This is a genomic window from Pseudomonas sp. S2_E01, from assembly GCF_054668365.1.
Map to the genome: position 1 here is coordinate 4877487 of NZ_CP162762.1, position 24682 is coordinate 4902168.

Consider the following 24682-nt stretch of genomic DNA (forward strand, 5'->3'; position numbering starts at 1 on the left):
AGGTAAAGTATTCGCGCACATGGAGAGGGTATGAAACGCAAGCAATCCGTCGAGCAGGTTCGCTGGGATCTGGCACTTCGCTATCGTTTGATCGAGACCGTTGCCTGGTGGGAGGGCCGGTTGACTACGGGACACCTGATCCAGAGCTTCGGCATCAGCCGCCAGCAGGCGTCCAAGGACATCAACACGTACATCACGGAACATGCGCCTAAAAACCTTACATATGACAAAAAAATAAAAGGCTACGTCCCGAGCAAGACGTTCTCTCCGCTGTTTATCGACGACAGCGCCAGCGCCTATTTGCACCTGCTTTACCAGAACAACGAGCGTGCTTTGCACATTGATGGGCTCGCCTTGGCTTACGCCCACACAAAAGTCCTGGAAGTCCCGGACCGTCCGATTCGGCCGGAGGTTCTGCGCCCATTGCTGAAGGCTTGCCGCGATGGCCTACGCCTGGAAACCGAATACGTGTCGCTCAACACGCCAAACGTGGAAATCCGCCTGATTGCCCCCCACACACTGGTCTACACCGGCATGCGCTGGCATGTGCGCGCGTATTGCGAGAAGAACCGCCAGTACCGCGACTTTGTACTCAGCCGACTGCGTGGCGAGCCGGACCTGCTCGACGAGTCGCAGGACACCCGCGAACTGGATGAAGAGTGGAACACCGAAGTGCCGATCATCTTCACCCCCGATGGCCGCTTGAACGCCGCGCAGCAGGCCATCATCGAAACCGACTTCGGCATGACGGATGGCCAACTGGTAGTCCCCAGTCGCAAGGCATTGGTGAAGTACGTATTACGCCGTTATCAGGTCGATCCGAGAAACCAGGCCACCAACCCCGAGGCCCAGCAGATCGTGGTCAGCAATATCAAGGAGCTGCGTCCGTGGCTCTTGCATGATTAAGCCCCATCTCTCGCCAGACACGCAGCGCACGCACACTGTTGTCGACCTCAGCGTCGAGTAGCGCTTGCGCCAACGCGTGTTCACCTTTGAGCTGGGCAATATTTCGTGGGGTATTGCCCTCGCTGTTCTTCGCGTACAGATCAAGGCCGTATTGGGCGTAGTGGCTGATGAAACACCGGGCGGCCTTGCAGTGCCCATGCATCAGCAGCAAATGCAGCGGCGTATTGCCCAGCACGTCCCGGTCGTTGAGGCTGCCGCCGAGCTGGTGACGCGCGTGCAGGATGTCGACATTGCCGAATCGGGCCGGTTGGTGAATGTACTTGTCGTGGGGCATGAAAGTCCCCAAACCAGGCCAATCGCGAAACTGCAGATCGCCAATCGCACCCAGTGACTCAAGCGTGCCCGCCAGTTCCCGACGGCTCAGACGGTAGGCCATGTCCAGCGGTGTATCGCCGGCCAGATCACGCTGATTCATGCCTTGGGGATCGAGCGGCGGACCCACATCGAGCAATACACACAGGTGCCAGTCGTTCAGGCCAAGCTCGACTCGGTCTTCCATGTGCTCAAGCATGGCTTTCTACCGCACCATGTCTGACAGCCATGCACAAACCGTTTACCAGGCTCATCTCCTGGGGTGTCCGGCAACGGACAACGGTGAGGTCCGGGCTGGCGACGATGCAGGCCAGGGATTTGGCGCGACTGACCGCCACGTTCAGGCGGTTCTTCGAGTACAGAAAACCGATGTCACGCGGCAGGTAGTTTCCGTTGGAAGTCGCCATCGATACGATGACAATCTCCGCTTCCTGCCCCTGAAATTTATCCACGGTACCCACCCGGGCACCTGCGGGAAGTGCCTGTTTGAGCACTTGAACCTGCAAGTTGTACGGCGCCACGACCAAGATGTTGTCGAGACCTATCGCGTGCTCCTGACCTTCGCTGTCGATAAACCGTTGTTCTAAAAAGTAGGCGTAAAGCGCTTTGACCTGCGCGGCCTCCTCGCTCGAACTCTGGCTATTGCCATCGTGCTGAACAGGGCAGAATATCAGCCCGCTGGCAGGTATCTCCGGGCGCCGGCCGTCCAGCAGCAAAACCTGCCGCTCGGTGCCGGGCGCCGAACACAGCTGCCCCTCATAAACCGCTTGGGAGATGAACGAGCACACCTGCGGGTGCATGCGCCAGGTGGTTGCCAGGAACACGCCACGGTCCGCCGCAATGGTCGGCGTGCCGTCCAGCAGGTAGTCGAGTATGGAGTCCCCGGAGCGTCCCGGGTGCACACCCTGCACCGGCTGCGACAGTTGCATCTGATCCCCCATCAGCACGATGTTGCGAGCCGCCATACCCATGGCCACCAGGTTGGCCACACTCACCTGCCCGGCTTCGTCGATGAACAGGTAGTCCAACTCTTCGGTAAACGCCTCGTTCGCCAGTATCCAGACCGTGCCGGCGGTCAAGCCAATCGATGGCCCGCAGGCAGCGATAAATGCCTGTTTGTTTTCGATGGAGCGGATGCAGCGGCCTTCGAATTCATTGCCCTCTCCGTCCGAGGACTTTTTCAAGCCGCTGAACGTGACGCCCTCTTCCAGCGCTCGCGCTTCCACCGCTGCCAGCAGGTTGTTGATGGCGTGGTGCGAGTTGGACGTGACGCCGATGCGCTTACCCGCCTTGAGCAAATCGACAATGACGTGCGAGCCGGTGTAAGTCTTGCCGGTGCCCGGTGGGCCCTGAATGAACAGCACGCTCTGGTCGAGATTGCGCACCACTTGCTTGATGGCGTCCAACGGTGGCAGGCCTGGATCGAGCAGCGGTGCTCCCGGATCTACACCATTCACCCGTGGGAGGCGTCGATGCAGGAAGTCGGTCACGGCCGGGAAACGCTTGCCGCCTGCCAGCACGCTGTCGGCATACCGAAACAACGCGTCACGCAGCGAATCCGTCGGGATTGGACCATTGGGGATCATGTCGAAATATTCGGGTGGCGCTTTTTGCTCGGTAGCCTTGAAGGTCGCCAGCCCCAGGTCGAAATCCAGGTGATGCAATTCGATGCTGGTCTGGGTTCCGGCGATACGGCCTTTTGAGCCTGTACGCAGCTTGGTCTCTTGCGGCTCAAAACGGTATTCGTACAGGAACGACTTCATGATCGGTTCACGCGGTGTCGACGTGCGCTGCAAACCCGCAAGGCTTTCGATATCTTCCAGCAACTCCTCGGAAGTCATATCGCGGCGACTGAACATCTGCCACCAGGTCGGCTTGTCGGCGCGACGATAAAAGTCGAGTAGCTGGAAGGTCAGCACACGTACAGGGTCTTCGGCGTGCGGTCCATCGAGCAGGCGCTGGCGATATTGTTCCAGCCGAATCTCCACGTCAGTGGGCTCGGTGCTGGAAGTCACGCTGACAGGCTCTGGTAGCAAAAGCTCACCCGCATCCGCCGGTTTGATCTCCAGCAGCCAGTTACGCAGAAGATAAGTGGATTTCACGTCGTCTTCGTTGTAGCGCTCGATCTGCTCAAGCAACGCCGAGTCGCCGGTTTCTTTCCACTGCTCATAAAATACGATACTGGCGCCGGCATTGGTCACATCGCCCTCACGCTGAGCCATGTAAAAGTGCTCGATGTTCTTGATCGAATAACTGGGCTCCGACACCCGGATCGCTTCACGCACCACCTTGTAAAGGTCGATCAGTTTGCCGTTGCGCAGCAGGCCGTCCACCTGTGCCTCGCGAGTACCGTGCTGGCTCATCAGGCGTTTGATCGCCGTCTCTTCGTAGCTGGCGTAGTGGTAGATATGCGCGTCGGGATAACGCTTGAGATGGGTGGTCACCCAGTCGATGAATTGCTCGAAAGCGATTCGCTCTTCCTCACGGCTATGCGCCCAGAAGGCTTTGAACGTTTGCTCGCCGCCCTCGTTGATGTAGAGCCCAAACAAGTACTCAAGGCCACCCTCTTCGAGCGGATTGCCTTCCATGTCAAAGAACAGATCGCCCTCGACCGCCGGCGGCATGCGGTTGAAAGCACGGTGCACACCGGCGGGTGGCAGCAGCTCGAACAGCGGGTGATCACTGCTGCGCCCTTGGAACTGCAAGCGCGCCTGATGACGCAACTTGTTCAACGACTCCCACTGCAAGTTGGCGACACGCAAGGTGTCCGGACTTTGGGCCAACTGGCGCAGCGTCATGACGCCAGCGTTGTGCAGTTTATTGATCTGCGAACGGCTGATACCCGCGACGGCCGAGAGATGATCGTCTTGCCGACGTTGCTCGTCACAGCGCTCGCGCCAACCACAAAACCCGCAATGTCCACAGGGGTCAGGGTAAGTGGCGGGCGGCTCGGCCACGCTTGTGAAGGCGATGAAGCGCTGCAGCACATGCTCCAGATAGTCGGCGTAGTCCGCCACGCGAAAGGCCTGCTCCGTACGCTCTGCATCGCCGAGTACGATGTACATGTACTGCGGCTGCACGCCCTGAATGGGCACCAACAGGCGCGAATACAGTGCGGTCTGCACCAGGAACTTGGCCTTGGCGGTTTTCGCCAGCTTGGTATCGATCACTTCATAACTATGGTCGCCCAGTGCCGATGGCACCGGCACCTTGCGCAGAAAGTCGGCATGGCCAATCAAGGGGCCGTCCTGCAGCGATGCCTGGAAAATGATGTCGGCACCCGCTTGCATGGCCAGAATCGTCAGCTCCACACGGCGGGCGAAACTCGGATCACCTTCGGCGATATCGACCACATTGGCGTATTGGCTCTGGAGGCGATCAAAATAAGCCGCCTCGTGGGCCAGGCCCTTGTCCTGAATCAAGCGGTTCTGGTCACTCGATGGCGCTTTTTCCATCGGGTTGAGCAGGTGCGCAAGGTCCAGCGCAGTGAGGTGCTGACACTCAAGAAAATTGCAGAGGTCCGAGGCGGAGTAAAGACGTGTGCCATTGCGCATTTGCATGGTCGAGATTCATCCTGTGAAGTGCCCGGGACCGCTGTACGGTAAGCGAAGCTAATGTGAGGTTCAGGCCTCCAGCGAGCACTCGCCGAAGAACTGCTCGAAAAGCGGCGTTGGCAAATGCTCGGCGTCGAGCAAACCAAAATGCTTGCCGACGTTGCGGCCCAACGCCATGAGCGTATTGGCGGAATTGGGCGTGCCTGCGTAGCCGGCGGCCAGGATCGATTCGACACGCGCCTTGCACGTCGTCGCTCGCTGATACGCTCGCCCCGTGATCAATGCATCCACCAGGCATACGTTGACCCGCTCATCCCCTAGGAAGAAGGGCTCCAGCACCTCGCTGGACAAGGCCGCACGCAACCCGTCTTCGCCACCGGCGACGATCCTCTCCAACTCCTCGAGTGAACGGTTGAACAGGTCGAATTCCTGCATGGAAAACGCAAAACAGTAGTCTTGCGCCGTCGAGCGGGAGACACCACGGTTGGCTACCTGCCAGTCAACGAAGGAGGTTTTATCCGGCTGCCCACCGTCGCGGCGGAATTCCAGATAATCCGCCACCACCCGATTGAAAGGGTTCCCCGTCGGCACCCAGCCCGTGCTCTCACGGTCGGGTTTATCCTCCTCATCCTCCAGGAGCGCAGCAGTTTTCAGTGTCCCGCCAAAGCAGCGCAGGTCATAACCGAGCATGAACAGGCTGGCTTCGAACGCATGGCACCGCGCAGGCAGCGTGCCTTGGTCGGCGAACCACTCGGTACGCTCAAGCAGGGCACGGATGATCCACCCCAGGCGCACCTGGCAGCGCGCCCACACCTCATAACGAATCGAAGAAAACTGCGGCGCCGCCAAGCCGTTGGTAAACGCTCCGGGATTGCGGATTTGGCTGCCACGCGCACCACCGGACGGGAACGACAACAGCGGCTTACCGCGCCCCGCCCACTGCTCACGAAACAACGAATAGAGCATGGCCATGGCCGCACCGACGCGGCTGTCATAAATCGGCGAACCCGACGCATCGAGCAGCGCGTGAATCTTGGTCAGACCAGCGTCGAAGCGTTCAACGCTGCTCTCATCGAGCTCATCCAGGTCATTGTCGCCATCGAGCGCCATGAGCCCGGCCATCTTTCGTAGATAAGCGGACAACTCACTCTTGGCGGCCAGACGATGCAAAAACGGGATGGCGCCACGCACGCCGCCCCAGCGAAGAATCTGCAAACACGCCTGCAACGCTTGCGGCTCATCACCGCGCTCGACTGCACTTTTAAGCCACTCGCGAAGCTGGCCGAGCGAGCGTTGCGTTTGCGCCCAGGTTTGCGAGTCCACCGATGCCTGGTTGCTGTCCAGCCAGCTGGCCTTCCAACGATAGTGCGCCAGCACCTGCTCGAAACCGCGAACATCCTCCTGCAAACCACCCGGTACAAATTTGCTGGATTTGAAACGAAGCTTGAACGTCAGGGTGGGCAAATTCGTCGCCAGCCACTCAACAAAAGCCTCAACTTCAGGTTGGAGCAAAAACTGTTCACGCTTCATGCCGGCTGCCTTGCAGGTAGTATCGAATGGCCATACCCTAAGCAAAAGCACCCGCTCCGTCCATGTTGGCTGTTCATACAGGTAAACATTTGGAGCAGGTGCCAAGGCTCAGAAAAAAATACTCTCCGGCAACAATATGGGGGGCACTCACGGACATGTAGTAAGGACGACAACACATGAGCGAATCCGCCTTTCTCAGATACAAGGACGTGCTCGTCAACGACCACAGTGCCTCCGCGAAATGTTTACGATCGATCGTGCGGTCGATGCGTGCCCCTTACAGGCACGTAGTGTCCGCAGATGATCTGGGACAGCTTAGTTCGGAACATTTTGGTGTGGCACAAGCCCTGCTAAGCGACTACAGGAAAGGGTTGCACAAAGACCTTGAGTTCACGGATATGCTTCGTGAGGTGGAGCAACGCTGGCCGGATTACACCGAGGTACCGTATGGGCTGCGCCCGTTCCCGGACCCTGAGACAGTTTTCGTGCCCGAACACGCGGAGCTCATCGAACACTTGCAACCGTTCTTTGGCATCGACCTCAGCGTGGTCAATCCCGAATGGTCCGGGTATCTGACCATGCTGGGTCCCATGGAGCCGTCAGAACATCACTTCGTGGGTCAAGCGACGGAGGACACCTGGTGGCATTCTCCGCTCGTGCATACCAACTGGATTGGTTTCAAGGTCGAGCAGGGGCAGTATCGCCTGATGGGCGACCCGCGCTATTTCTTCCTCCATCCGGATAACCAACATTTGGCCGACCCGTATGTGGAGGCGCGGCTGAGTTTGCAAAGAATGTACGCGGATCAGAAAACGGCCTATGAAGCGGCCAAAGAGCTTTATCGGAACTCGGGGCGCCTGTTCTTCCCATCGGCGTTAGTCGATGGTGTCCCCCTGTACGACGTTGAGCAGATGACGTTTGTCGAGCAGATTGGCGGCGTGGCGGACTACTCGAAATTCCCCAATCCCAGCCTCTCGATTGGTTATGCGAGAAGCAAGGAGCACGGGGTAACGGCAGGATACCCGTACAGCCCCGCTGGCCATATGTTTCATCACGTGGCGAGCGTACCCGCACATCATTACCAGAGCTGGGGGGCGGATCTGATCATGATGTTCTATGAGCCGGTGGAGCAGTTGGTGCTGTTTACGTTTTATTGGGAGCCTTGCGAGGATGAAGGGTACACAGGGGACTAGCTTTGCGAGCTCACCGACGATCTGTGATGGTTATCGGCGCAGTTGCATAAAATGCAGAAGAGCCCTGTCACCACGCGGGGCTGTTTTTCCAAGCGCTCGTAAGCACACACTGTAATACCCGCACCACGCTTCGCATGGCATTATGCCCTTATTGCGTCGGCACTCTCGGGATGGCCGGTGACTCACTCAAGGATGGAACATGGCAGAGAGCAGCAACTTCGCCTTCTTCAAAGAACACGATCCGGTCTTTTTTCAACTTGCCAATACGGCCGAGCGAGTTTTTTCCAGTGACCCCAACACGACGCTGATCAAACTGCGGCAGTTGGGCGAAGCGCTCGCCCAGGATCTGGCGGTAAGAGCAGGCATTGAGTTCGACGCCACCACGTCCCAAGCTGACCTGCTGTATCGCCTGAGCCGTGAAATCCAGCTTGACGGCAACATCCGCAACCTGTTCCATACGCTGCGGGTCGAAGGCAACAAGGCGACCCACGAATTCCGCACCCTGCATCGCGAAGCACTGGATGGGCTGAGGGTCGCCCGCGCCTTGGCGATCTGGTACCACCAGTCATTCGGCAAGGGCGGCAGCGCCTTCAAGGCCGGGCCTTTCATGGTTCCGGTGGATCCGAGTGAGCCTCTGCGTGAGCTGCAGGGACAGATCGAAAAACTTCGTGCAGAGCTGGGCGACAGTCGTCAGCAACTCGAGAGCAACCACCAGTTAGCCGAGCTATTGGCGCAAGAAAAGCAAGAGCAAGCCAGTCTCGCCGGACAGATGAACGAGGAAGCGCGTATCTACGAGCAGATTGCTCTGGAGCGCGAGGCAGAGCTATCCAAAGCCCGAGTCGATTTCGAAGCGCGGCTGAAAGTGCTGCAGCAACAACTTGAGGATCAGCCCAAAGCTGTCCAGCAGGTCACGCGCAAGACTCAGCAAGCCAGCAGCCAGTTCGACCTCAACGAAGACCTCACCCGTATCCTTATCGATCAACAGTTGAACGATGCGGGCTGGGAGGCCGATTCACTCGACCTGACCTACAGCAACGGCGCTCGGCCCGAAAAGGGCAAAAACAAGGCCATCGCCGAATGGCCAACCAGCAAAGCGAAAGAGAACGCTGATTACGTGCTATTCGCTGGCCTCATGCCGGTTGCCATCGTCGAAGCCAAGCGTAAGCGCATCAACATAGCCGACCGCATCCCCCAAGCCGAGCGCTATTCACGCCAGTTGATCGTGACAAACGATCTGCAACCGGCCGGGCAGAGCGAGGGTTGGGCCGACGGCCAGGGCGACCACTTCAAAGTCCCGTTCGCGTTCGCCTGCAATGGTCGTCCCTACATTAAACAACTCGCCGAGCTGTCCGGCATTTGGTTCCGCGACTTGCGCAGCCCGGCCAATCTGCGCCGGCCGTTGCAGGACTTCCACACACCAGACGGCCTGCTCGACCTGCTCAAGCGCAACACTGAAGACGCCGAAGCGATGCTAAAACAGGAAGGCTTCGGCTATCTCAAGCTTCGGGGCTATCAGGAGAACGCCATCCGCGCCGTCGAGCAAGCGCTGGCGGCCAATCGCCGCCAATGCCTGCTGGCCATGGCCACAGGGACCGGCAAAACGCGCACAATCATTGGCCTGATGTACCGCTTACTGAAGGCCGAGCGCTTTCGCCGTATTCTTTTCCTCGTAGATCGCAGCGCCCTCGGGCAGCAGGCCATCGAAGCCTTCAACGAAGCGACGCTGGAAAAGAGCCAAACGCTGGCGCAAATCTACAACATCAAAGAACTTGGCGACATGGCTGCCGAAGCAGAAACACGGGTCCAGGTCGCCACTGTGCAGGCCATGGTCATGCGCATCTTCCAGTCAGACACTCCGCCGCCCATCGATGCCTTTGACTGCATCATCGTCGACGAAGCCCACCGCGGTTACACCCTCGACCAGGAAATGACTGAGGGCGAGCTGACGGTGCGCGACTTCAACCAATACCTGTCGCAGTATCGCCGCGTGCTCGATTACTTCGACGCCTGCCGCATCGGCCTCACAGCCACGCCAGCCAAGCACACGAGTGAAGTCTTCGGTGCCCCGATATTCACCTATAGCTATCGTGAGGCTGTGGCTGACGACTGGTTGATCGATCATGAACCGCCCATCCGCTACAAGACCCAACTGAGTGATAACGGCATTCACTTTGCGAAGGGCGAGAGCGTCAGCGTCATCGATACGAGCACTGGCGAAGTGGATGTCGCCGAACTCGAGGACGAACTCGACTTCGAAATCGAGTCCTTCAATCGTCGCGTAATTACGCCCGGTTTCGACAAGGTCATCTGCGAGCAACTGGCACAAGAGCTCGACCCGTTGGGCGACGAAAAAACGATGATCTTCTGCGTCAACCAGGCGCATGCCGAGCGGGTGAAAACCCTCCTGGACGAAGCCTTCAAGAACGTTCACGACGAGGATTACAACCAGGCGGCTGTACAAATCATCACTGGGCAGAGTGACAAGGTCAAACAACTGATCCGCCAGTACAAGAACGAGCGCTACCCGAGCATTGCCATCACGGTCGACTTGTTGACCACCGGTATCGACGTGCCGCGCATCTGCCACTTGGTGTTCATGCGCCGGGTGCGCTCGCGCATCCTCTACGAACAGATGAAGGGCCGCGCGACTCGTCGCTGCGATGACATCGGCAAGACGGTGTTCAAGATCTACGATCCCGTTGATCTGTACGCAGCGCTCGAACCAGTCGATACAATGAAGCCGCTGGTGAAGGACCCGAACATCAGCCTGGAACAACTGGTCAGCGAACTGACCAACCCGGCCAGCCTCGATGCTCCGGGCAACCTGCCAGACACCAGCCATGCCCACGACGTTTTGGACCAACTGAGCCAGCGGGTCATGCGCATCCTGCGCAAAGCCACCCATAAAGCCGAGCAGAAGCCAATCCTCAAGGACAAGCTCGCTGAACTGGAAGATATCTGGGGCGTAGCCCCCGACAAATTGCACCAGCACCTGCACAAGCTCGGTCCGCAGCAAGCGGCCCAGTTCATTCAACAGCATGCTCAATTGCTCAACCAACTCGCCACGGTGAATGCCCTGCTGGGGTCGCTGAACTACCCGGTGATCTCCACCCACACGGACGAACTGATGACCCGTGAGCAGAACTACGGCGATTACCATAAGCCCGCCGACTATCTGGAAAGCTTCAATGACTTCGTCAGGAATCAGCTGAACCAGTCGGTGGCCCTGGGCGTAGTGGTCAACCGTCCGCAAGATCTCACCCGTGAACAACTGCGCGAAGTGCGCTTGTTGCTCGACGGCCATGGTTACAGCGAGGTGAACCTGCAAAGCGCCTGGCGTAACCAGACCAACCAGGAGATCGCGGCCAGCATCGTCGGCTTCATCCGCCGCGCAGCCCTCGGGGGGGCGTTGCTGCCATTCGAACAGCGCGTAATCAAAGCGATGGAGACTATTTACGCCCTGCACCCATGGACTCAAGTCCAGCGTAAGTGGCTGGACCGCCTTTCCAGACAACTGGTGCACGAAGTGGTTATTGACGAGAAGCAGATTGGTGAAGCGTTCAAAAACGATGGCGGCAGCAAGCGGCTGGACAAAATGCTCGGCGGTAATCTGGGTGTGGTGCTCGACGCCCTGAATGACAACCTTTGGACACAAACGGGATAAGGCCGATCCGGACTGTCGGATTGGCCACCGCACTCTTTTATGAGGAATAATGCCTCCTGCTACCGATTTATCGACCGCAACACCTAGAGACGTTTAATGACCCTTGCCGAGCTTCATCAGATCCTTGCCCGTGGTGAGGACAGTCGCCATCAGTTCAAGCGCGATTTCAACAATATCGATGCCTTGGCAGCCGAGTTGGTGGCGTTCGCCAATACGTCGGGTGGCTATCTGATAATTGGCGTAGAGGACTCAGGGGAGTTTAGCGGGCTGGGTAGCATCGACGTTGCGCGACTTAATCAGTTGCTCTCCAACGCGGCCTCGCAGAATGTCCGCCCGGCGATCAATCCATTATCCAGCAACCTTCAGACCGAGCACGGACTGGTCATGGTGGTGACAGTCGAACAAGGACTGAACAAACCCTACGTCGACAACCAGGGTCGCATCTGGGTCAAGAACGGGGCCGATAAACGCCGGGTTACGGCGCGCGAAGAGCTACAGCGTTTATTCCAGCAAGCCGGGCTGGTGCGCGCCGATGCGGTACCGGTCGCGGGCTGCAGCGTGACGGATATCGACACTCAGGCGCTGGGCGATTACTTCCAACATCGCTTTCGGCAAAGCCCCGAGCAAGCAGGTTTGGAAACCATCCAAATCCTGGAAAACCTCGGCCTCGCCAGCGGCGGCATACCTAACTTGGCCGGTTTGTTGCTCTTCGGCAGAACGCCACAACGACTGTGCCCTGCGTTCGACATCAAAGCGGTGGCGTTTCCGGGTACGGTGCTGCATGACCGCCACTACCTCGACAGCGAAGACATCGACGGCAACCTGCCGGAGCAATACCGACGCAGTCTCGCCTTCATCAAACGTAACCTGCGCCATGTGCAACGCCAGCAGGGCTTCAATTCCCTCGGCCAGCTGGAAGTGCCGGAGGAGGTGTTTGAAGAACTGCTGGTCAATGCCCTGATCCACCGCGACTACTTTGTCAGCGCCTCCATTCGGATCATGATCTTCGCCGATCGCATAGAACTGATCAGTCCTGGGCACCTGCCTGACGTGCTCGATACCGAGAAAATCCGATTCGGCCTGTCCAACCGCCGTAACCCGACGCTCACCTCCCATGCTGTGCACATTCTCCCCTATCGCGGTTTGGGCACCGGCATCCCGCGCGCTATCGATGCGTGGCCAATGATCCGGCTGGAGGACGACCGGCAGAGTGATCAGTTCAAGGTGGTGATTGAGCGCGCCATTGAAAAAGGGCCTCTTTCGGGCCCAAGCGGGGACCGAGTAGGGACTAAGTCGGGACTAAGTAGGGACCAAGTAGGGACTGAGTCCGCTGTCGAAGGACAACAGGTCGATACTCGCCTGCCTTTGCAGCAAGAGCAGTTAACGCTGCTGTACAGGATGGCAGGCGATCACTCTGCGCCAGAGCTGATGACCTTCGTCGGGCGCAGCAACCGTAGCAAGTTCCGCGAGCAGGTTTTGGCCCCATTACTGGCGCTTGGCGTGGTCGAGATGACCATTCCGGACAAGCCCAACAGCAGCAAACAACGCTACCGCCTGACTGCGGCCGGCCGTGTGCTAAAGGCTGAACAACGTTCCTCAGACGACTGAGCCCAGGCAACCACTTTTTTGCACCAGCGCAATCTGGCGCTTTACACATTTCGCCACAGGTACCCCATGACCAACTCCGATATCGTTCAGAAACTCTGGAACCTCTGCGACGTCCTCCGTGACGACGGCATCAACTACAGCGACTACGTCACCGAGCTCGTGCTGCTGCTGTTCATCAAGATGGAATACGAACAGGTTCAGAACAACGAGAACTTCGGCCACAAACTGCCCGAAGGCGCGCGCTGGCCAGACCTGGCTGGCAAGTCCGGCGTGACCCTGCTAGATCACTACCGGCAGATGCTGCTGGACCTTGGCAAAAACCCGGACCCGCTGATCGCTGCTATCTACGCCGACGCCCAGACTCGCCTCCAGCAACCGCGACACCTCGAACAGCTGATCAAGAGCCTGGACGGCATCGACTGGTTCAGCGCCCGCGAGGACGGACTCGGCGATCTCTATGAAGGCTTGCTGGAAAAGAACGCCAGCGAAACGAAGTCAGGCGCTGGCCAGTACTTCACCCCGCGTCCGCTGATCGACAGCATCATCCGCTGCATAAAACCGCAGCCGGGGGAGACCATTCAGGACCCCGCCGCCGGCACCGCAGGCTTTTTGATTGCCGCCGATGCCTACATCAAGAGCAACACTGACGATCACTACGACCTCGACGCCAAGGCCCAGGCCTTCCAGCGCAATCGCGCCTTTGTCGGCGTAGAACTGGTGCCCGGCACTCGTCGCCTGGCGCTGATGAACACACTGCTGCATGGCATGGAAGGTGATGAAGAAGGCGTAGTGCACCTGGGCAACGCCCTCGGCCAGACCGGCGCCAGCCTGCCCAAAGTCGACGTTATCCTTTCCAACCCGCCGTTCGGTACCGCCAAGGGTGGCGGCGGCCCGACACGCGACGACCTCACCTACCACACCAGCAACAAGCAGTTGGCCTTTCTCCAGCACATCTATCGTGGCCTCAAACCCGGTGGGCGTGCCGCCGTGGTGCTGCCGGATAACGTGCTGTTCGAGGCTGGCGTCGGCACTGATGTGCGTCGCGACCTGATGGAGAAGTGCAACCTGCACACGATCCTGCGTCTGCCTACCGGTATTTTCTATGCTCAGGGTGTGAAGACCAACGTGCTGTTTTTCCAGAAGGGCACCGTGGAAAATCCGCGTCAGGAGGAAGGCTGCACCAAGCGTGTTTGGATCTATGACCTGCGTAGCAATATGCCTAGCTTTGGCAAGCGTACTCCTTTCGGCGCCACTCACCTCAAACCGTTCGAAGATGCCTATGGCGACACCCCCGACGGCGAAAGCCCACGATCCGAGAACGTCGAAGGTATCGGTGAAAACAGCCGCTTCCGCTGCTTTACCCGCGATTACATCCGCAACGAGCGTAGTGACTCGCTGGATATCAGTTGGCTAAAAGACGACAGCAGCCTGGATGCTGCCGACCTACCCGCTCCGGAAGTACTGGCGGGTGAGGCTATGGCTGAATTGACCGAGGCACTGCGTGAGCTGGAAGAGCTGATGAAGGCGCTGGGGGCGGGGGATGAAGTGGTGGCGCAGAAGCAGTTGATGGCGCAAGTGATGGGATTGGAAGTAGGTACCGGTAATGAGTGAGCTGCCAAACAATTGGACAACAGCGCGGCTCGGAGACTTAGCCGAGGACATTAGCTACGGATACACGGCCTCGTCCACAAGAGAGAGGGTGGGTCCGCACCTGCTGCGAATTACAGACATCCAAGAAAACGAGGTATTGTGGGACTCTGTTCCGTATTGCGAGATAGATTCCGAGCAGACGAATAAATATTTACTTAAAGAAAATGACCTTGTGTTTGCGAGAACAGGAGCAACTGTTGGGAAGAGCTTTCTGATTAAGGGAGAAATTCCTAAGGCAGTTTTCGCCTCTTATTTAATTCGTGTGCGCTGCATGCGACCAGAGGCTGCGGGCTATCTTTCACTTTACTTCCGATCCCAAGGTTACTGGCGGCAAATTACGGAGTTCAGTACAGGAATCGGTCAGCCAAACGTAAACGGTTCAAAACTCAAAGATCTAGTCATTCCTCTGCCTCCACTCGCAGAACAAACCCGCATCGCCGCCAAGCTCGATGAACTACTGGCTCAAGTCGATACCCTGAAAGCCCGTATCGACGGCATTCCCGCACTGCTCAAACGCTTCCGGCAATCCGTCCTAGCCTCCGCCGTGTCTGGCAAGTTGACGGAGGGGTGGCGTGCGCTTAACCCGAGCGTGAGCTCTATCCTTCCTGATGAACTAAAAAAAGCTTGGGCTGATGCTTATCAATCGGATGGGAGGAAGTACAAAGAAGCGGACCTGCTGCCCGGATCGCTCGGGTATCCGCTACCGAATTCGTGGGTAGAGGCAAAGGTTGGTGAAGTTTTCGATGTATATGTTGGAGCAACGCCGAGCCGTACAAGTCCCAAATTTTGGGGAGAGGAAATCCCTTGGGTAAGCAGTTCCGAAGTGGCTTTTTGCCGTATAAAAACAACAAGAGAATCGATTACAGAAGCAGGCTATAAGTCCGCATCAACGACCATCCATCCTGCTGGAACGGTCATGTTGGCAATGATCGGCCAGGGTAAAACCCGTGGACAGCCAGCTATCCTTGATATAAAGGCATGCCACAATCAGAACACAGCGGCACTCCGAGTTCATTCGGCTTACTGTATATCCGAATATCTTTATTACTATCTCTACGAGCGTTACGAAGAGACCCGACGTGTTGGCTCGGGAAACAACCAGCAGGCACTGAACAAAAAGACTGTTCAGTCCCTGCCGTTTCCTCTCCCCCCACGGGCAGAACAAATCGAAATCGTCCGCAGGATTGAACAGCTATTCGCCTTCGCCGATCAATTGGAAGCCGGTATCAAAGCCGCCCAAGTACGTATCGACCTCCTAACCCAAAGCATCCTTGCCAAAGCGTTCAGAGGCGATCTTGTGCCGCAAGACCCGAACGACGAACCGGCCAGCGTGCTCCTTGATCGCATCAAAGCTCAACGCGCGGCTGCACCCAAGGCCAAACGCGGTCGCCGGTCTGCCACGGCCGGCTAAATTCTACGTGCAGACTAAGCGCTGGCAGAGCACCGTTGGCCGCCCCGATTTGCAGGCGCTCTATGGCTCCCTGGCAGGGCAGAAAGCCAAACGTGGTGTATTCATCACCACCTTAGGCTTCACTGCCCAAGCGGTCGAGTTCGCGTGATCAGTCGAAGGACTGGTACTGATCGACGGTAAACGCTTGGTCAATCTAATGTTGGATCACAAAGTTGGTGTCAGCTCGCAGCTTTACAAGATGCCGAGGCTCGACAGCGATTACTTTGACGGGGCGCTCGTCTGAGCCCAAAAAACACCACTTATCGAAAACCAGAATACGCAGCATTCCATGCTGGTATCCCAAGTAATTCGCATGATCAATTATTAGTCAATAAAATCAAAAAGCTACAGGTTTGTAGCTCACCCCGGCTCACCAATATTGAAAAAGTCGCTTAGGTGTCTTTTGATCGGTGAAGCTCAAGCTCACACAGGACAACATAGTTTACTCGCGACGTTTTTTTGCGTCTCTGACATCCGGACGCTGCTTAAACGTCAGCGTTTAAGCAGCGTCGCAAACACCTCCCATAAGCTACACCCCCTTGCGCCATTCCCTACACCCACTCCAGAATCCGCCGGCTTGTCCGCTTTTCAGTCTCGCCCTATCGTTTCTCAGTCGCTGCGAAACAGCGATCGGGTTTGGTAGCCCGGCTGACTTGTGTGCATAGCATCACCTGATCCAAGCCTTGGCTTGAGTCTTCAGAGGTGGTCATGCGTGGGGCGCTTTCGGGCGCGCCGGTTTTCCAAGTCGCCGGTCTACCAACCCGCGTATGGCCGCCACCCCCTCGTTTGGTAGCGAGTGTGATGGCTCCTTTTCTCTGACTTGGAGTTTCATCTATGCACCAGCAAGCACCTCTTCCTCCGGAAACGGATTTATCTTCCCCCTCCGAAGACACCGATGAATGCCTCACCACCATCGGCCTAACCCCCTTCCACTACTGCAACAACGAACCCCTCTTCCGAGTAAACCGCGGCGTACCCGTGGCCGCCGCCCTGGAGCAAGTATCCGACCTCCTCTTCCTCGCCAGGCTGCTAACCGCCGATGCCGCCTACACCCGCGACAGCGACCGTCATGCCTGGGCGGCGCATCATTTGACGTCGATGAGCAAGGCGGTGATTGATGATGTGCAGAAGGTGTTGAGTCGTTGGCCGCCGATGAAGACTGGCGGTTAGCCCTCGTGCCGATTCGCAATGAAAAAGGGCAGCTGTGACGCTGCCCTTTTGAATGTGAAGCTGGTGATTGTCAGCCTCAGGCCATGGGGTGAAGCAGCTTCAAGACGCCTTCAACTCCACCGAAACATGCCCCCGCGTCATCCGCGAATACGGGCAGATCTCGTGCGCGGCATCCACCAGTTCTTTCTTCACTTTGTCGTCCAACCCGGAGATCTTCACATCCAATCTCACCGCCAGTTGAAACTCGCCGTTTTTGGTTTTCCCCAAATCCACCTCGGCATTCACTTCCGTGTCTTGCGGCAGTTTGACCTTTTGTTGCCCGGCGGCGACCTGTAATGCGCCGAGGAAACAGGCGGAGTAGCCGACGGCGAAGAGTTGTTCGGGGTTGGTGCCGGGTTTGCCTGCGCCTGGGGAGCTCAGGGTGACTTCGAGCTGGCCGTCGCTCGATTTGCCGGTGCCGGTGCGTCCGCCGACGACTTGGGTTTTGGCGGTGTATAGAACGGTTTCCAGTCCAGTGCTCATGACGGTGACTCCTGTTGTTTGCTGTGGGTTATTCACCCAGGGTGCCGGTGTAGTGTGCCAAGCGTATTTCCACGTCGGCTTTTTCTTGCAGGCCGAGTTCCATCAGTTGGCCGATGCGTTGCTGGGCGGCCGGGCGTTGGACTGAGCCGATGAAGCCGTCCCATTCGGCGGCGATGGCTTCTTGGGGTGGCAGGCTGGAGGCGTCGACCAGGCGTTTGATTTCGCTGATGGATTGTTTGTCGAAGCGGGCGATGCGGCGGGCCATGGTGTCGACGAAGGGGTCGAGTTCGGCGTCGGGCAGTGCGCGGTTGACGTAGCCGTAGCGTTCGGCGAGTTCGCCGTCGATGTCGTTGCCGGTGAGCAGCACTTCGAGGGCGCGGCCTCGGCCCATGAGGCGTGGCAGGCGGGCCATGGGGCCACCGCCGGGGACGAGGGCGGCGCCGATTTCCCATTGCGAGAGGATGGCTTTTTCGCGGCTGGCGAAGCGCATGTCGCTGGCCAAAGCGAGTTCGCTGCCGACGCCGGTGGCGCGGCCTCGGATGGAGGCGATGGAGACGACTTTGGCTTTGCTCAGGCGCACCAGCATGTCTGGCAGCGGTGGCAGGCCGGTCGGGCCGTTGGGCAGGTTGGTGGTGTCGGTGAGCGGTGGCACGAAGTCGTAGTGGGTGAGGAAGAAGCCGGGTACGTCGCTGTCGAATACCACGACTTTGACCTGTGGATCGGTCTCGAGGGCGGTGACCACCTCGTTCAGCTGCGGCATGGTTTCGGGGCCGTAGATGTTGTACGGCGGGTTGTGGAAGGTGACTCGCCAGTATTCGGGGGTGATGCGGGTGAGCTGGATCTGCTGCGGTTTCATGCGAAATCTCCAGGGCGCTATCACAGGACAGGGTTTCGGAGACTTCGCCAGGGGTCGATGAACGTCAGGGGGCGAGGGTCGGCTTGAGGGGTCGAGCGGTGCTCGATTCAAGGGTTGGCCCGGAACACATCGCCTTGCGCCGGCAGCTCCGAGTGATCAAGGCTAGCAGTGGGGATTGGGCTTTCAAGTGGGGCCGACCGCCGGCCTGTTTGGTGTTTCTGTAGGGGCGAGCAGGCTCGCGATGGATGCCGGATCACTGCGGGGTGTCAGGTTTTCAGCGTTATCGTTCACGACCTTCGCGAGCAGGCTCGCTCCCACAGGATTTGGGGCTTCTGTAGGAGCGAGCTTGCTCGCGATGGATGCCGGATCACCGCGGGGTGTCAGGTTTCCAGAGTCATCGTTGACGACCATCGCGGGCAAGCCCGCTCCTACAGGGATCGTGGGATTAGCGGTTTGAGAGCATGAAGGTGTCGTATTCCAGGTCTTCGAGGGCGGCGGAGAGGCGGTGCAGGCCGAGCAGGACGCAGATGAGCAGCGACAGGGTGAAGCCGTAGCCGAAGAAGCTTGGGCCCAGCATCATGCTGAACAGGGTCAACGCGCCGTTGAGGGCGGCGAACAGTACGCAGAGTTCCAGCACCACTTTACGTTTGTCCAGGTAGAAGAAGACGTTGAGCAGCGCCATGAACACCACCTGGATGCTCACGCCGATCAGGTCGATGTAGAACAGCGGCAAGTAGTAGCTGGAGATGCCCAGCCAGTCGAGCAATCGCGGCGCGAAGAGGAAGAGCAGCACCACGGTCAGGCCCTGGACCTTGCAGATTTCCAGCAGGCCCTGGCGGATAGACAGGGTCATTTCGGTTTTCAGCGAGGCGATGTGTTGCAGCGTTTCGCCTTCGCGGATGGCGCGGAACAGGCGGTCGTACCACTCGGCGAAGTCGGTTTCGATGCGCACCAGAAACACCGCCATGCCGGGGATGATCGCGAGGTAAGCGATGAAGATCGGCAGGTCGTAGAGGATGGACGCGCGCAGCGGGCCGATGACCTGGTTGGAGGTGCCGGGGTTGAACCAGAACAGGAACTTGTCGATCCAGATGCCGAAGTTGTAGAAGAATCCGGTGGCCAACAAACTGAGGAATACCTGCCGACGATCGAGGAAGTCGAAGGCGATCAGTTTCTCGGCGCGGTACTCGCGCAGAATGTCGTAGAGGTACAAAAACAGCAGCGTGCTATGGCCGATCAACAGCGCCAGCAGCAGGCCCGGTATTTTCAGGAACGCCAACTGCCAGGCGCTGACCACCATCAGGGTGTAGCCCACCAGCATCACCAGCAGAATGCGGTTGTAGGCCTTCATCCCCGACAAGAAGATGATCACCAGCCACAGGTTGCACAGCACCACGAAGTTGGCCACCACCAGCAGCCTGTACAACAACGGCTGGTCGAACAGCAGACCGAGCACGATCACCCCGAGTATGCCCGACGCGAGCGTGACCAGCAGCAGGATGCCCAACAGGTTGGGCAGGATCTGCTCGTATTTGTGCTCGAACAAGCGGTCGGACACGAAGCGGGTGAAGTACAACTGCAAACCACCGGTGAGGATCAGCGAGGTGGCCATGAGGTAAGTCACCGTCACCAGAAACTGCGCCACCAACGAGTTGGGGATCACCAGGCCGAGGCTGATGATGCCCACCAGCATCACGCTGATGATCGACAGCACCCAAGGCCCGGAGCTGATCAGGCCAGCGTAGACATAGGCGTGCAAGGTTGCGGTGTAGGAGTCGCGCGAGAGAATCTTGCGCAGCTCGAAGCCAATACCGGCCATTAACGGTTCTCCATGGAGGCCCGATACAGGTCGCGATAGCGCTGCAGCATCAAGGCTTCGGTGTAATAACGATTGACCCGCAACAGGCCACTGGCCTGGGCGTCGTGCCAGCGTTGCGGGTTGCGCAGCAGTTCGAGGATGGCGGTGCAGGTGGCTTGTGGGTCGGCGATCGCCACCACTTTGCCGGCCAGCCCCAGGTCGCGGTCTTCGGCGCTGCCGCCTTCGATCAGCTCGCGACACGAACCCACGTCGCTGCTGACCACCGGCGTGCCGGCGGCCCAGGCTTCGAGGATCACCAGAGGTTGCGCCTCACTGATCGAGGTCAGCACCATCAACCCGAGTTGCGGCAGGATTTCCTGGATGCGCTGGAAGCCGAGGAAATGCACCTTGCCCTCCAGTCCCAGGCTGGCCATCAGGCTGCGGCATTCGCTGACGTATTCCGGGTCTTCTTCTTCGGGGCCGACGATCCAGCCTTCGGCTTCAGGCATGGCGCTGATCACGCCGCGCATGGCCCGCAGGAAGGTCTTCACGTCCTTGATCGGCACCACTCGGCCGATCAAACCCACCACCGGCGCAATGCCGGGAGCGCGGGATTCCAGCGCGGCAGTCCACTGCGGCAGGTCGATGCCGTTGGGGATCACCTGCGTACGCGAGGCGTCGGCGCCGTCCTTGATCTGGCGCTGACGGTTGCCGTCGTACAGGGCGATGATGTTGTCGGCGCTGTTGTAGGTCAGTTGGCCGATACGCTCGAAAAAGCGTACCCACAGGGTCCGGATGTAGCCCGAGCCGGCATCCAGGCTGCGGTTGAGCGCCTGGCCGGAACTCTCGGCGATCCAACTGGCCTGGGCCAGGTCGATCTTGCGCTCCTTGGTGTAGATCCCGTGCTCGCTGAGCAGGTAGCTGCACTTCCAGCGTTGCTTGAGGATGCAGCCCAGCAAACCAGCGTAACCGGTGGACACCGAGTGCAGCATGCGCGCACGGGGCATCTTGCGCGAGGCTTCGGCGAGCATCAGCAGCGGCGACTGCATGGAGCGCAGGGTCCAGAAATAGTTGACGAACGACGGGTCGGCGCAGTGCAGCAGATAGCCCTCGCTCAGCGCTTCCCAACTGGCACGGCTGCGCAGCACGTCATCGAGGGTCATCTGGCCCTCGGCGATGCAATTGAGCAAGCGTTCGCCCAACTCGGGCTCGGGTGCATCGGGGTGATGCAGGAAACGATACAGGTCCATCAGTTGCTGTTGATCGGCTTCGCGCGGGGTGCCGCGGGTGTTGGCCGGTCGGGTCGCGTCCTCGAGAAACACTTCCTCGATGTGCAGCACGTTCGACGGCACTTCGTAGCGGCGCGTCGGGTAGGCCGAGCGCTGGCCGCCGATGAACATCACCGAAAAGGTCAGCTCGGGCAAGCCGAGGATCATCTGGTGAATCCAGCTCGACACGCCGCCGCGCACGTAAGGCCAGGTGCCTTCGAGCAGCAGGCAAATGTCGGCCAACGGCGCCTCTTGCTGTTGACTCATGTCCAGCTCCTCACCAGCTCAGCGAACGGTGGTCGCTGGCGGGTTTTCTCGGGAAGTTGCGCCAGCAGTCCGGGGATTTCGTCATAGCGCCCGGCTTCGAACGCCAGTTCGGCGTGGAATGGCAGAATCTGCGCCGGGTCCATGCCGCTGTCCTGGGCCTGGTGCAACAGCACTTCGGCGCGCTCGACATCGCCACGCACCAGGGCGATACGCCCGGCCAGCAAAAACAGCTCACCGCCCTCGCCCGCTTGCAGGCCTTGCTCGGCATGTTCGCTGGCCTGGCTGAGCACGTGATCCAGCACGCTGCCCTGCGCCAGGCCCAAATAGGCCAGCTCCCAGTACCATCGCGCCAGGGTGCCGTGTAGCGCGCCGGCGGCGGAGGGACTGGCGCCCACCAATTGCCCGAGGGCGATCTGGATGCGCAGGTTGATGTCGCTCTCCTGCTTGTCGAGCATCGAGTACGCCAGCAGGCGCACGTCATCGCTCGGGTCGCCCAGGGCCAGCTTGAGAATCGGCACGGCTTCCTTGCCCTGCATGCGCCGCGTGGCCAGCAAGGCGGCCAGGCGCTGGTCGGGGTCCGGGGCGTGACGCAACACGTCCTGCAAACCGCCATCGGCGAAGATCGGCGAATGCAGTTGCTGTTGCGCGCGATACGGCAGGCTCGGGATGCCCACCGCTTGCCACTCCTGCTTGTCGCGTTTGCGTGGCAGGTACAGCGCCGGGAAGATCGACAGGACGACGCCCAGCATGCCGATCACCGGAATGAAGAACGCCAGGCTGAAAATGAACAGCGGGCTCCAGGGCAACGGCGCACGGTAGCGCGCCGGCAGCAGCAGCCACACCGCGCCACACAGCATCGCGCACGCCAGCGCATGGCTGACAGTGAACATCAGCAATTGCTGCAGCTCGGGGGCCGCCAGCCACAACGTGGCCCAACTGCCGCCTTCTAACAACAACGCTGCGCTAAACAGCCACTTGCTGATCATTCAGGCCACACTCGTTGAACAGGAAATTACGCAGCTCCTGGCGGTCGACGCCAGGCTCGAGATTGAACGGCATGACCTTCACGCCCAGGCTTTGCATGTCGCTTTCGATACCGAAGTGCTCATGCAGCAACAGGTTGATTCGGGACAGGTAACCTTCCGTACCTTGCGGGCTGGTCAACGGCAGGAGCACCAGCAGCAACTTGTGATCGCGGTTGTTGACCACCGGCAGATGCAAGTCCAGACCACGCTGGCTGCGCTCCATCAGGCGCGTCAGCTCTTCGTTGGCGCGGGTCATTTCAAAGGCGAACAGGCCGGCCGGCAACTGGTGCTGGTCGGCATCCGCCAGGGAACGCTTGAGCTGCAAGGTGAATTGCTGGGCGCGTGCATCGGGCAGTTGCAGCACTTGCGGGTCGCGACGCAACAGGTCGGCGATGTGCCCGGCGAGCAAGGCCAGCAGGCTCAGGGTGCGATCCTTGAACGCGAAGAACGGCATCTGCCGCACCGCGAGGATCGCCAGCAAGCGGCCTTCGGCATCGATCAACGGAATGCATGCCTGCAAGGACGAGAACTGCGAAGAGGTGCCCGCATCGATCAGCTCCTGACGCACGCTCACCAGTTCGCCGCGCTCCAGGCACAGTTTGACCAGACCGTCCTCGGTGCTCAACGGGCCCATCACGCCGATGGTCGCCAGCGCCTGCGGCAAGACCTTGTCGCCACGCTCGTCGACGCGGTAAAGACCGGCCACGCGCAGGGCTCCGTATTGGGCCAGCATCGCCACGATCGGCTCTGCCAGTGCGCTCAGTGCATCGCCGGCGTCGGGCATCACGCGCAGTTTTTCCCGCAGGCCCAGCAAGGAGCTGCGCAGGCTCTGGTCGCTGCCCGCCACGCGCTGCTCGAGCAGGTCGTGGGAAACACGCAGAATCTGGTGCGCCCGGGTGAAGTCGTCGAGACGGTACTGGCGGTATTCGTTGGCCATTTGCAGACGCTCCAGGCGCCGCATCCACAGGTCGCGAACCTCCCCCACCAGCATCCCGCACACCAGCACGCCGACGATGAAGGACGAGTCGATCTGCTCGTAACCGGCCAACCCGAAATGGCGCATGGCAAACATCGCCAGCACCAGCAGGCCGGCGCTGAACAGGCCACGGACAAACCCGTAGCGCACGCCCAGCAGCATCGGCGCAAGAATCGGCCAGGGGAAACCGCCGTGAATCTGCAACGGGTCAGCCGGGGTCAGCCACAGGCCCAGGCCGATGGCCAGGCCGGTTACCAACAGCGTTTCCAGCCAGGAGACCGGGCCGCTCGCTTGCGGCGCCAGACTGTAATCCATGTGGGGAGAATTCATTGCGATTACTCGAACCGAAGGGCGCCAACAAGTTTGTCGAGGACGGTCTGCGCAGTGCCCGCCAGGCTTTCACGGGACCAACCGGCGCGAGCGCCGCTCTTGCTCCACAGCACACGGCCGCTTTCGGCTTCGAGCACGCGCAGGCTGATACCCACCGCAGGCTCGCCGTCCAGGCCGTTCTTGTACTGCCACTCTTCGACGGAGCCCGAGATGACATAGTCGAGCTTCTGCTCGCGTGCCCATTCCAGGGCGCCGGCCAGGCGCTCGTTGTCGTCCATCAGTGCCTGTTCGCCCTGGGCGCTTGCCGGGTAGACACGCGGTTGCAGGCCACGGCTGCTGAGCACGCTGAGCAGGATCTGCTCGCTGCGCTCACCGGCCTGCGGCGTCTGCGAATAGTTGACCATCGGCACGATGCCCCACTGCGCGTTGCGCGGCAGGTTCGGGCTGACTTCATCGGTGAAGCTGGCACAACCGGCGACGACCAGGGCGGCAAGGGCCAGGCCCAGATTACGAATTGCTTGCATAGTTTTTCTCCGTAGACAT

At 59.4% G+C, this 24682-nt stretch carries 18 protein-coding genes; 8 read left to right on the forward strand and 10 right to left on the reverse strand.

What is annotated here, in order from left to right; all coding sequences use genetic code 11:
* Positions 1-30 precede the first annotated feature (30 nt).
* Positions 31-906 carry a WYL domain-containing protein gene (locus AB4O36_RS22695; RefSeq protein WP_053181870.1) on the forward strand — a complete coding sequence of 292 codons (876 nt, stop codon included), beginning with the start codon at positions 31-33 and terminating at the stop codon, positions 904-906.
* Here the strand turns inward: AB4O36_RS22695 and AB4O36_RS22700 are convergent.
* The 3 genes from AB4O36_RS22700 to AB4O36_RS22710 all read right to left on the reverse strand — a co-directional run bounded on the left by AB4O36_RS22700 (position 872) and on the right by AB4O36_RS22710 (position 6362).
* Complete coding sequence (locus AB4O36_RS22700) at positions 872-1477, reverse strand: ankyrin repeat domain-containing protein (RefSeq protein ID WP_460140322.1); 606 nt, start codon at positions 1475-1477, stop codon at positions 872-874. The genes AB4O36_RS22695 and AB4O36_RS22700 overlap by 35 nt on opposite strands.
* Entirely contained in the window at positions 1470-4838 is a 3369-nt protein-coding gene (locus AB4O36_RS22705) for a TM0106 family RecB-like putative nuclease (protein WP_460140323.1), read from the reverse strand. The genes AB4O36_RS22700 and AB4O36_RS22705 overlap by 8 nt, the downstream gene beginning before the upstream one ends.
* A gap of 63 nt (positions 4839-4901) precedes the next feature.
* Entirely contained in the window at positions 4902-6362 is a 1461-nt protein-coding gene (locus tag AB4O36_RS22710) for a hypothetical protein (protein WP_460140324.1), read from the reverse strand.
* Positions 6363-6538: 176 nt separating this feature from the next.
* On the opposite strand from AB4O36_RS22710, the gene AB4O36_RS22715 reads away from it, so the two are divergent.
* The 7 genes from AB4O36_RS22715 (at position 6539) to AB4O36_RS22745 (ending at position 17097) form a co-directional block, all read left to right on the forward strand.
* Entirely contained in the window at positions 6539-7555 is a 1017-nt protein-coding gene (locus tag AB4O36_RS22715) for a hypothetical protein (protein ID WP_460140325.1), read from the forward strand.
* A gap of 199 nt (positions 7556-7754) precedes the next feature.
* On the forward strand, positions 7755-11219 hold the full coding sequence (hsdR, locus tag AB4O36_RS22720) for a type I restriction-modification system endonuclease (protein WP_460140326.1): 3465 nt from the start codon (positions 7755-7757) through the stop codon (positions 11217-11219).
* 96 nt (positions 11220-11315) lie between these two features.
* On the forward strand, positions 11316-12827 hold the full coding sequence (locus AB4O36_RS22725; RefSeq protein WP_460140327.1) for an RNA-binding domain-containing protein: 1512 nt from the start codon (positions 11316-11318) through the stop codon (positions 12825-12827).
* A gap of 66 nt (positions 12828-12893) precedes the next feature.
* Positions 12894-14438 carry a class I SAM-dependent DNA methyltransferase gene (locus tag AB4O36_RS22730; protein ID WP_460140328.1) on the forward strand — a complete coding sequence of 515 codons (1545 nt, stop codon included), beginning with the start codon at positions 12894-12896 and terminating at the stop codon, positions 14436-14438.
* A complete protein-coding gene (locus AB4O36_RS22735; RefSeq protein ID WP_460140329.1) occupies positions 14431-15888 on the forward strand; it encodes a restriction endonuclease subunit S in 1458 nt (485 codons plus the stop codon). Before AB4O36_RS22730 ends, AB4O36_RS22735 begins: the two co-directional genes overlap by 8 nt.
* 7 nt (positions 15889-15895) lie before the next feature.
* Positions 15896-16036, forward strand: coding sequence for a restriction endonuclease (locus AB4O36_RS22740; RefSeq protein WP_327183643.1), 141 nt, complete (start codon positions 15896-15898; stop codon positions 16034-16036).
* A 725-nt stretch (positions 16037-16761) separates the two neighbouring features.
* Positions 16762-17097: a DUF3077 domain-containing protein gene (locus tag AB4O36_RS22745; protein WP_460140330.1), complete on the forward strand. Its 336-nt coding sequence runs from the start codon at positions 16762-16764 to the stop codon at positions 17095-17097.
* A 99-nt stretch (positions 17098-17196) separates the two neighbouring features.
* On the opposite strand, the gene AB4O36_RS22750 is transcribed toward AB4O36_RS22745, so the two are convergent.
* From AB4O36_RS22750 to AB4O36_RS22780, 7 genes are all read right to left on the reverse strand, one after another.
* Positions 17197-17619 carry an organic hydroperoxide resistance protein gene (locus tag AB4O36_RS22750; RefSeq protein WP_371050729.1) on the reverse strand — a complete coding sequence of 141 codons (423 nt, stop codon included), beginning with the start codon at positions 17617-17619 and terminating at the stop codon, positions 17197-17199.
* 28 nt (positions 17620-17647) lie between these two features.
* Entirely contained in the window at positions 17648-18475 is an 828-nt protein-coding gene (locus AB4O36_RS22755; protein WP_460140331.1) for an enoyl-CoA hydratase/isomerase family protein, read from the reverse strand.
* 445 nt (positions 18476-18920) lie between these two features.
* The gene (pelG, locus tag AB4O36_RS22760; protein WP_460118296.1) at positions 18921-20294 is read right to left on the reverse strand and encodes an exopolysaccharide Pel transporter PelG; all 1374 of its coding nucleotides are present in this window, start codon (positions 20292-20294) and stop codon (positions 18921-18923) included.
* The gene (gene pelF, locus AB4O36_RS22765) at positions 20294-21808 is read right to left on the reverse strand and encodes a GT4 family glycosyltransferase PelF (protein ID WP_460140332.1); all 1515 of its coding nucleotides are present in this window, start codon (positions 21806-21808) and stop codon (positions 20294-20296) included. The genes pelG and pelF overlap by 1 nt, the downstream gene beginning before the upstream one ends.
* Entirely contained in the window at positions 21805-22794 is a 990-nt protein-coding gene (locus AB4O36_RS22770) for a HEAT repeat domain-containing protein (RefSeq protein ID WP_460140333.1), read from the reverse strand. The genes pelF and AB4O36_RS22770 overlap by 4 nt, the downstream gene beginning before the upstream one ends.
* The gene (locus AB4O36_RS22775) at positions 22772-24139 is read right to left on the reverse strand and encodes a PelD GGDEF domain-containing protein (RefSeq protein ID WP_460118302.1); all 1368 of its coding nucleotides are present in this window, start codon (positions 24137-24139) and stop codon (positions 22772-22774) included. The genes AB4O36_RS22770 and AB4O36_RS22775 overlap by 23 nt, the downstream gene beginning before the upstream one ends.
* Before the next feature lie 5 nt (positions 24140-24144).
* Positions 24145-24663 (reverse strand): penicillin-binding protein activator LpoB, encoded by a 519-nt coding sequence (locus tag AB4O36_RS22780; protein WP_460118304.1) that lies wholly within the window; start codon positions 24661-24663, stop codon positions 24145-24147.
* Positions 24664-24682 lie beyond the last annotated feature (19 nt).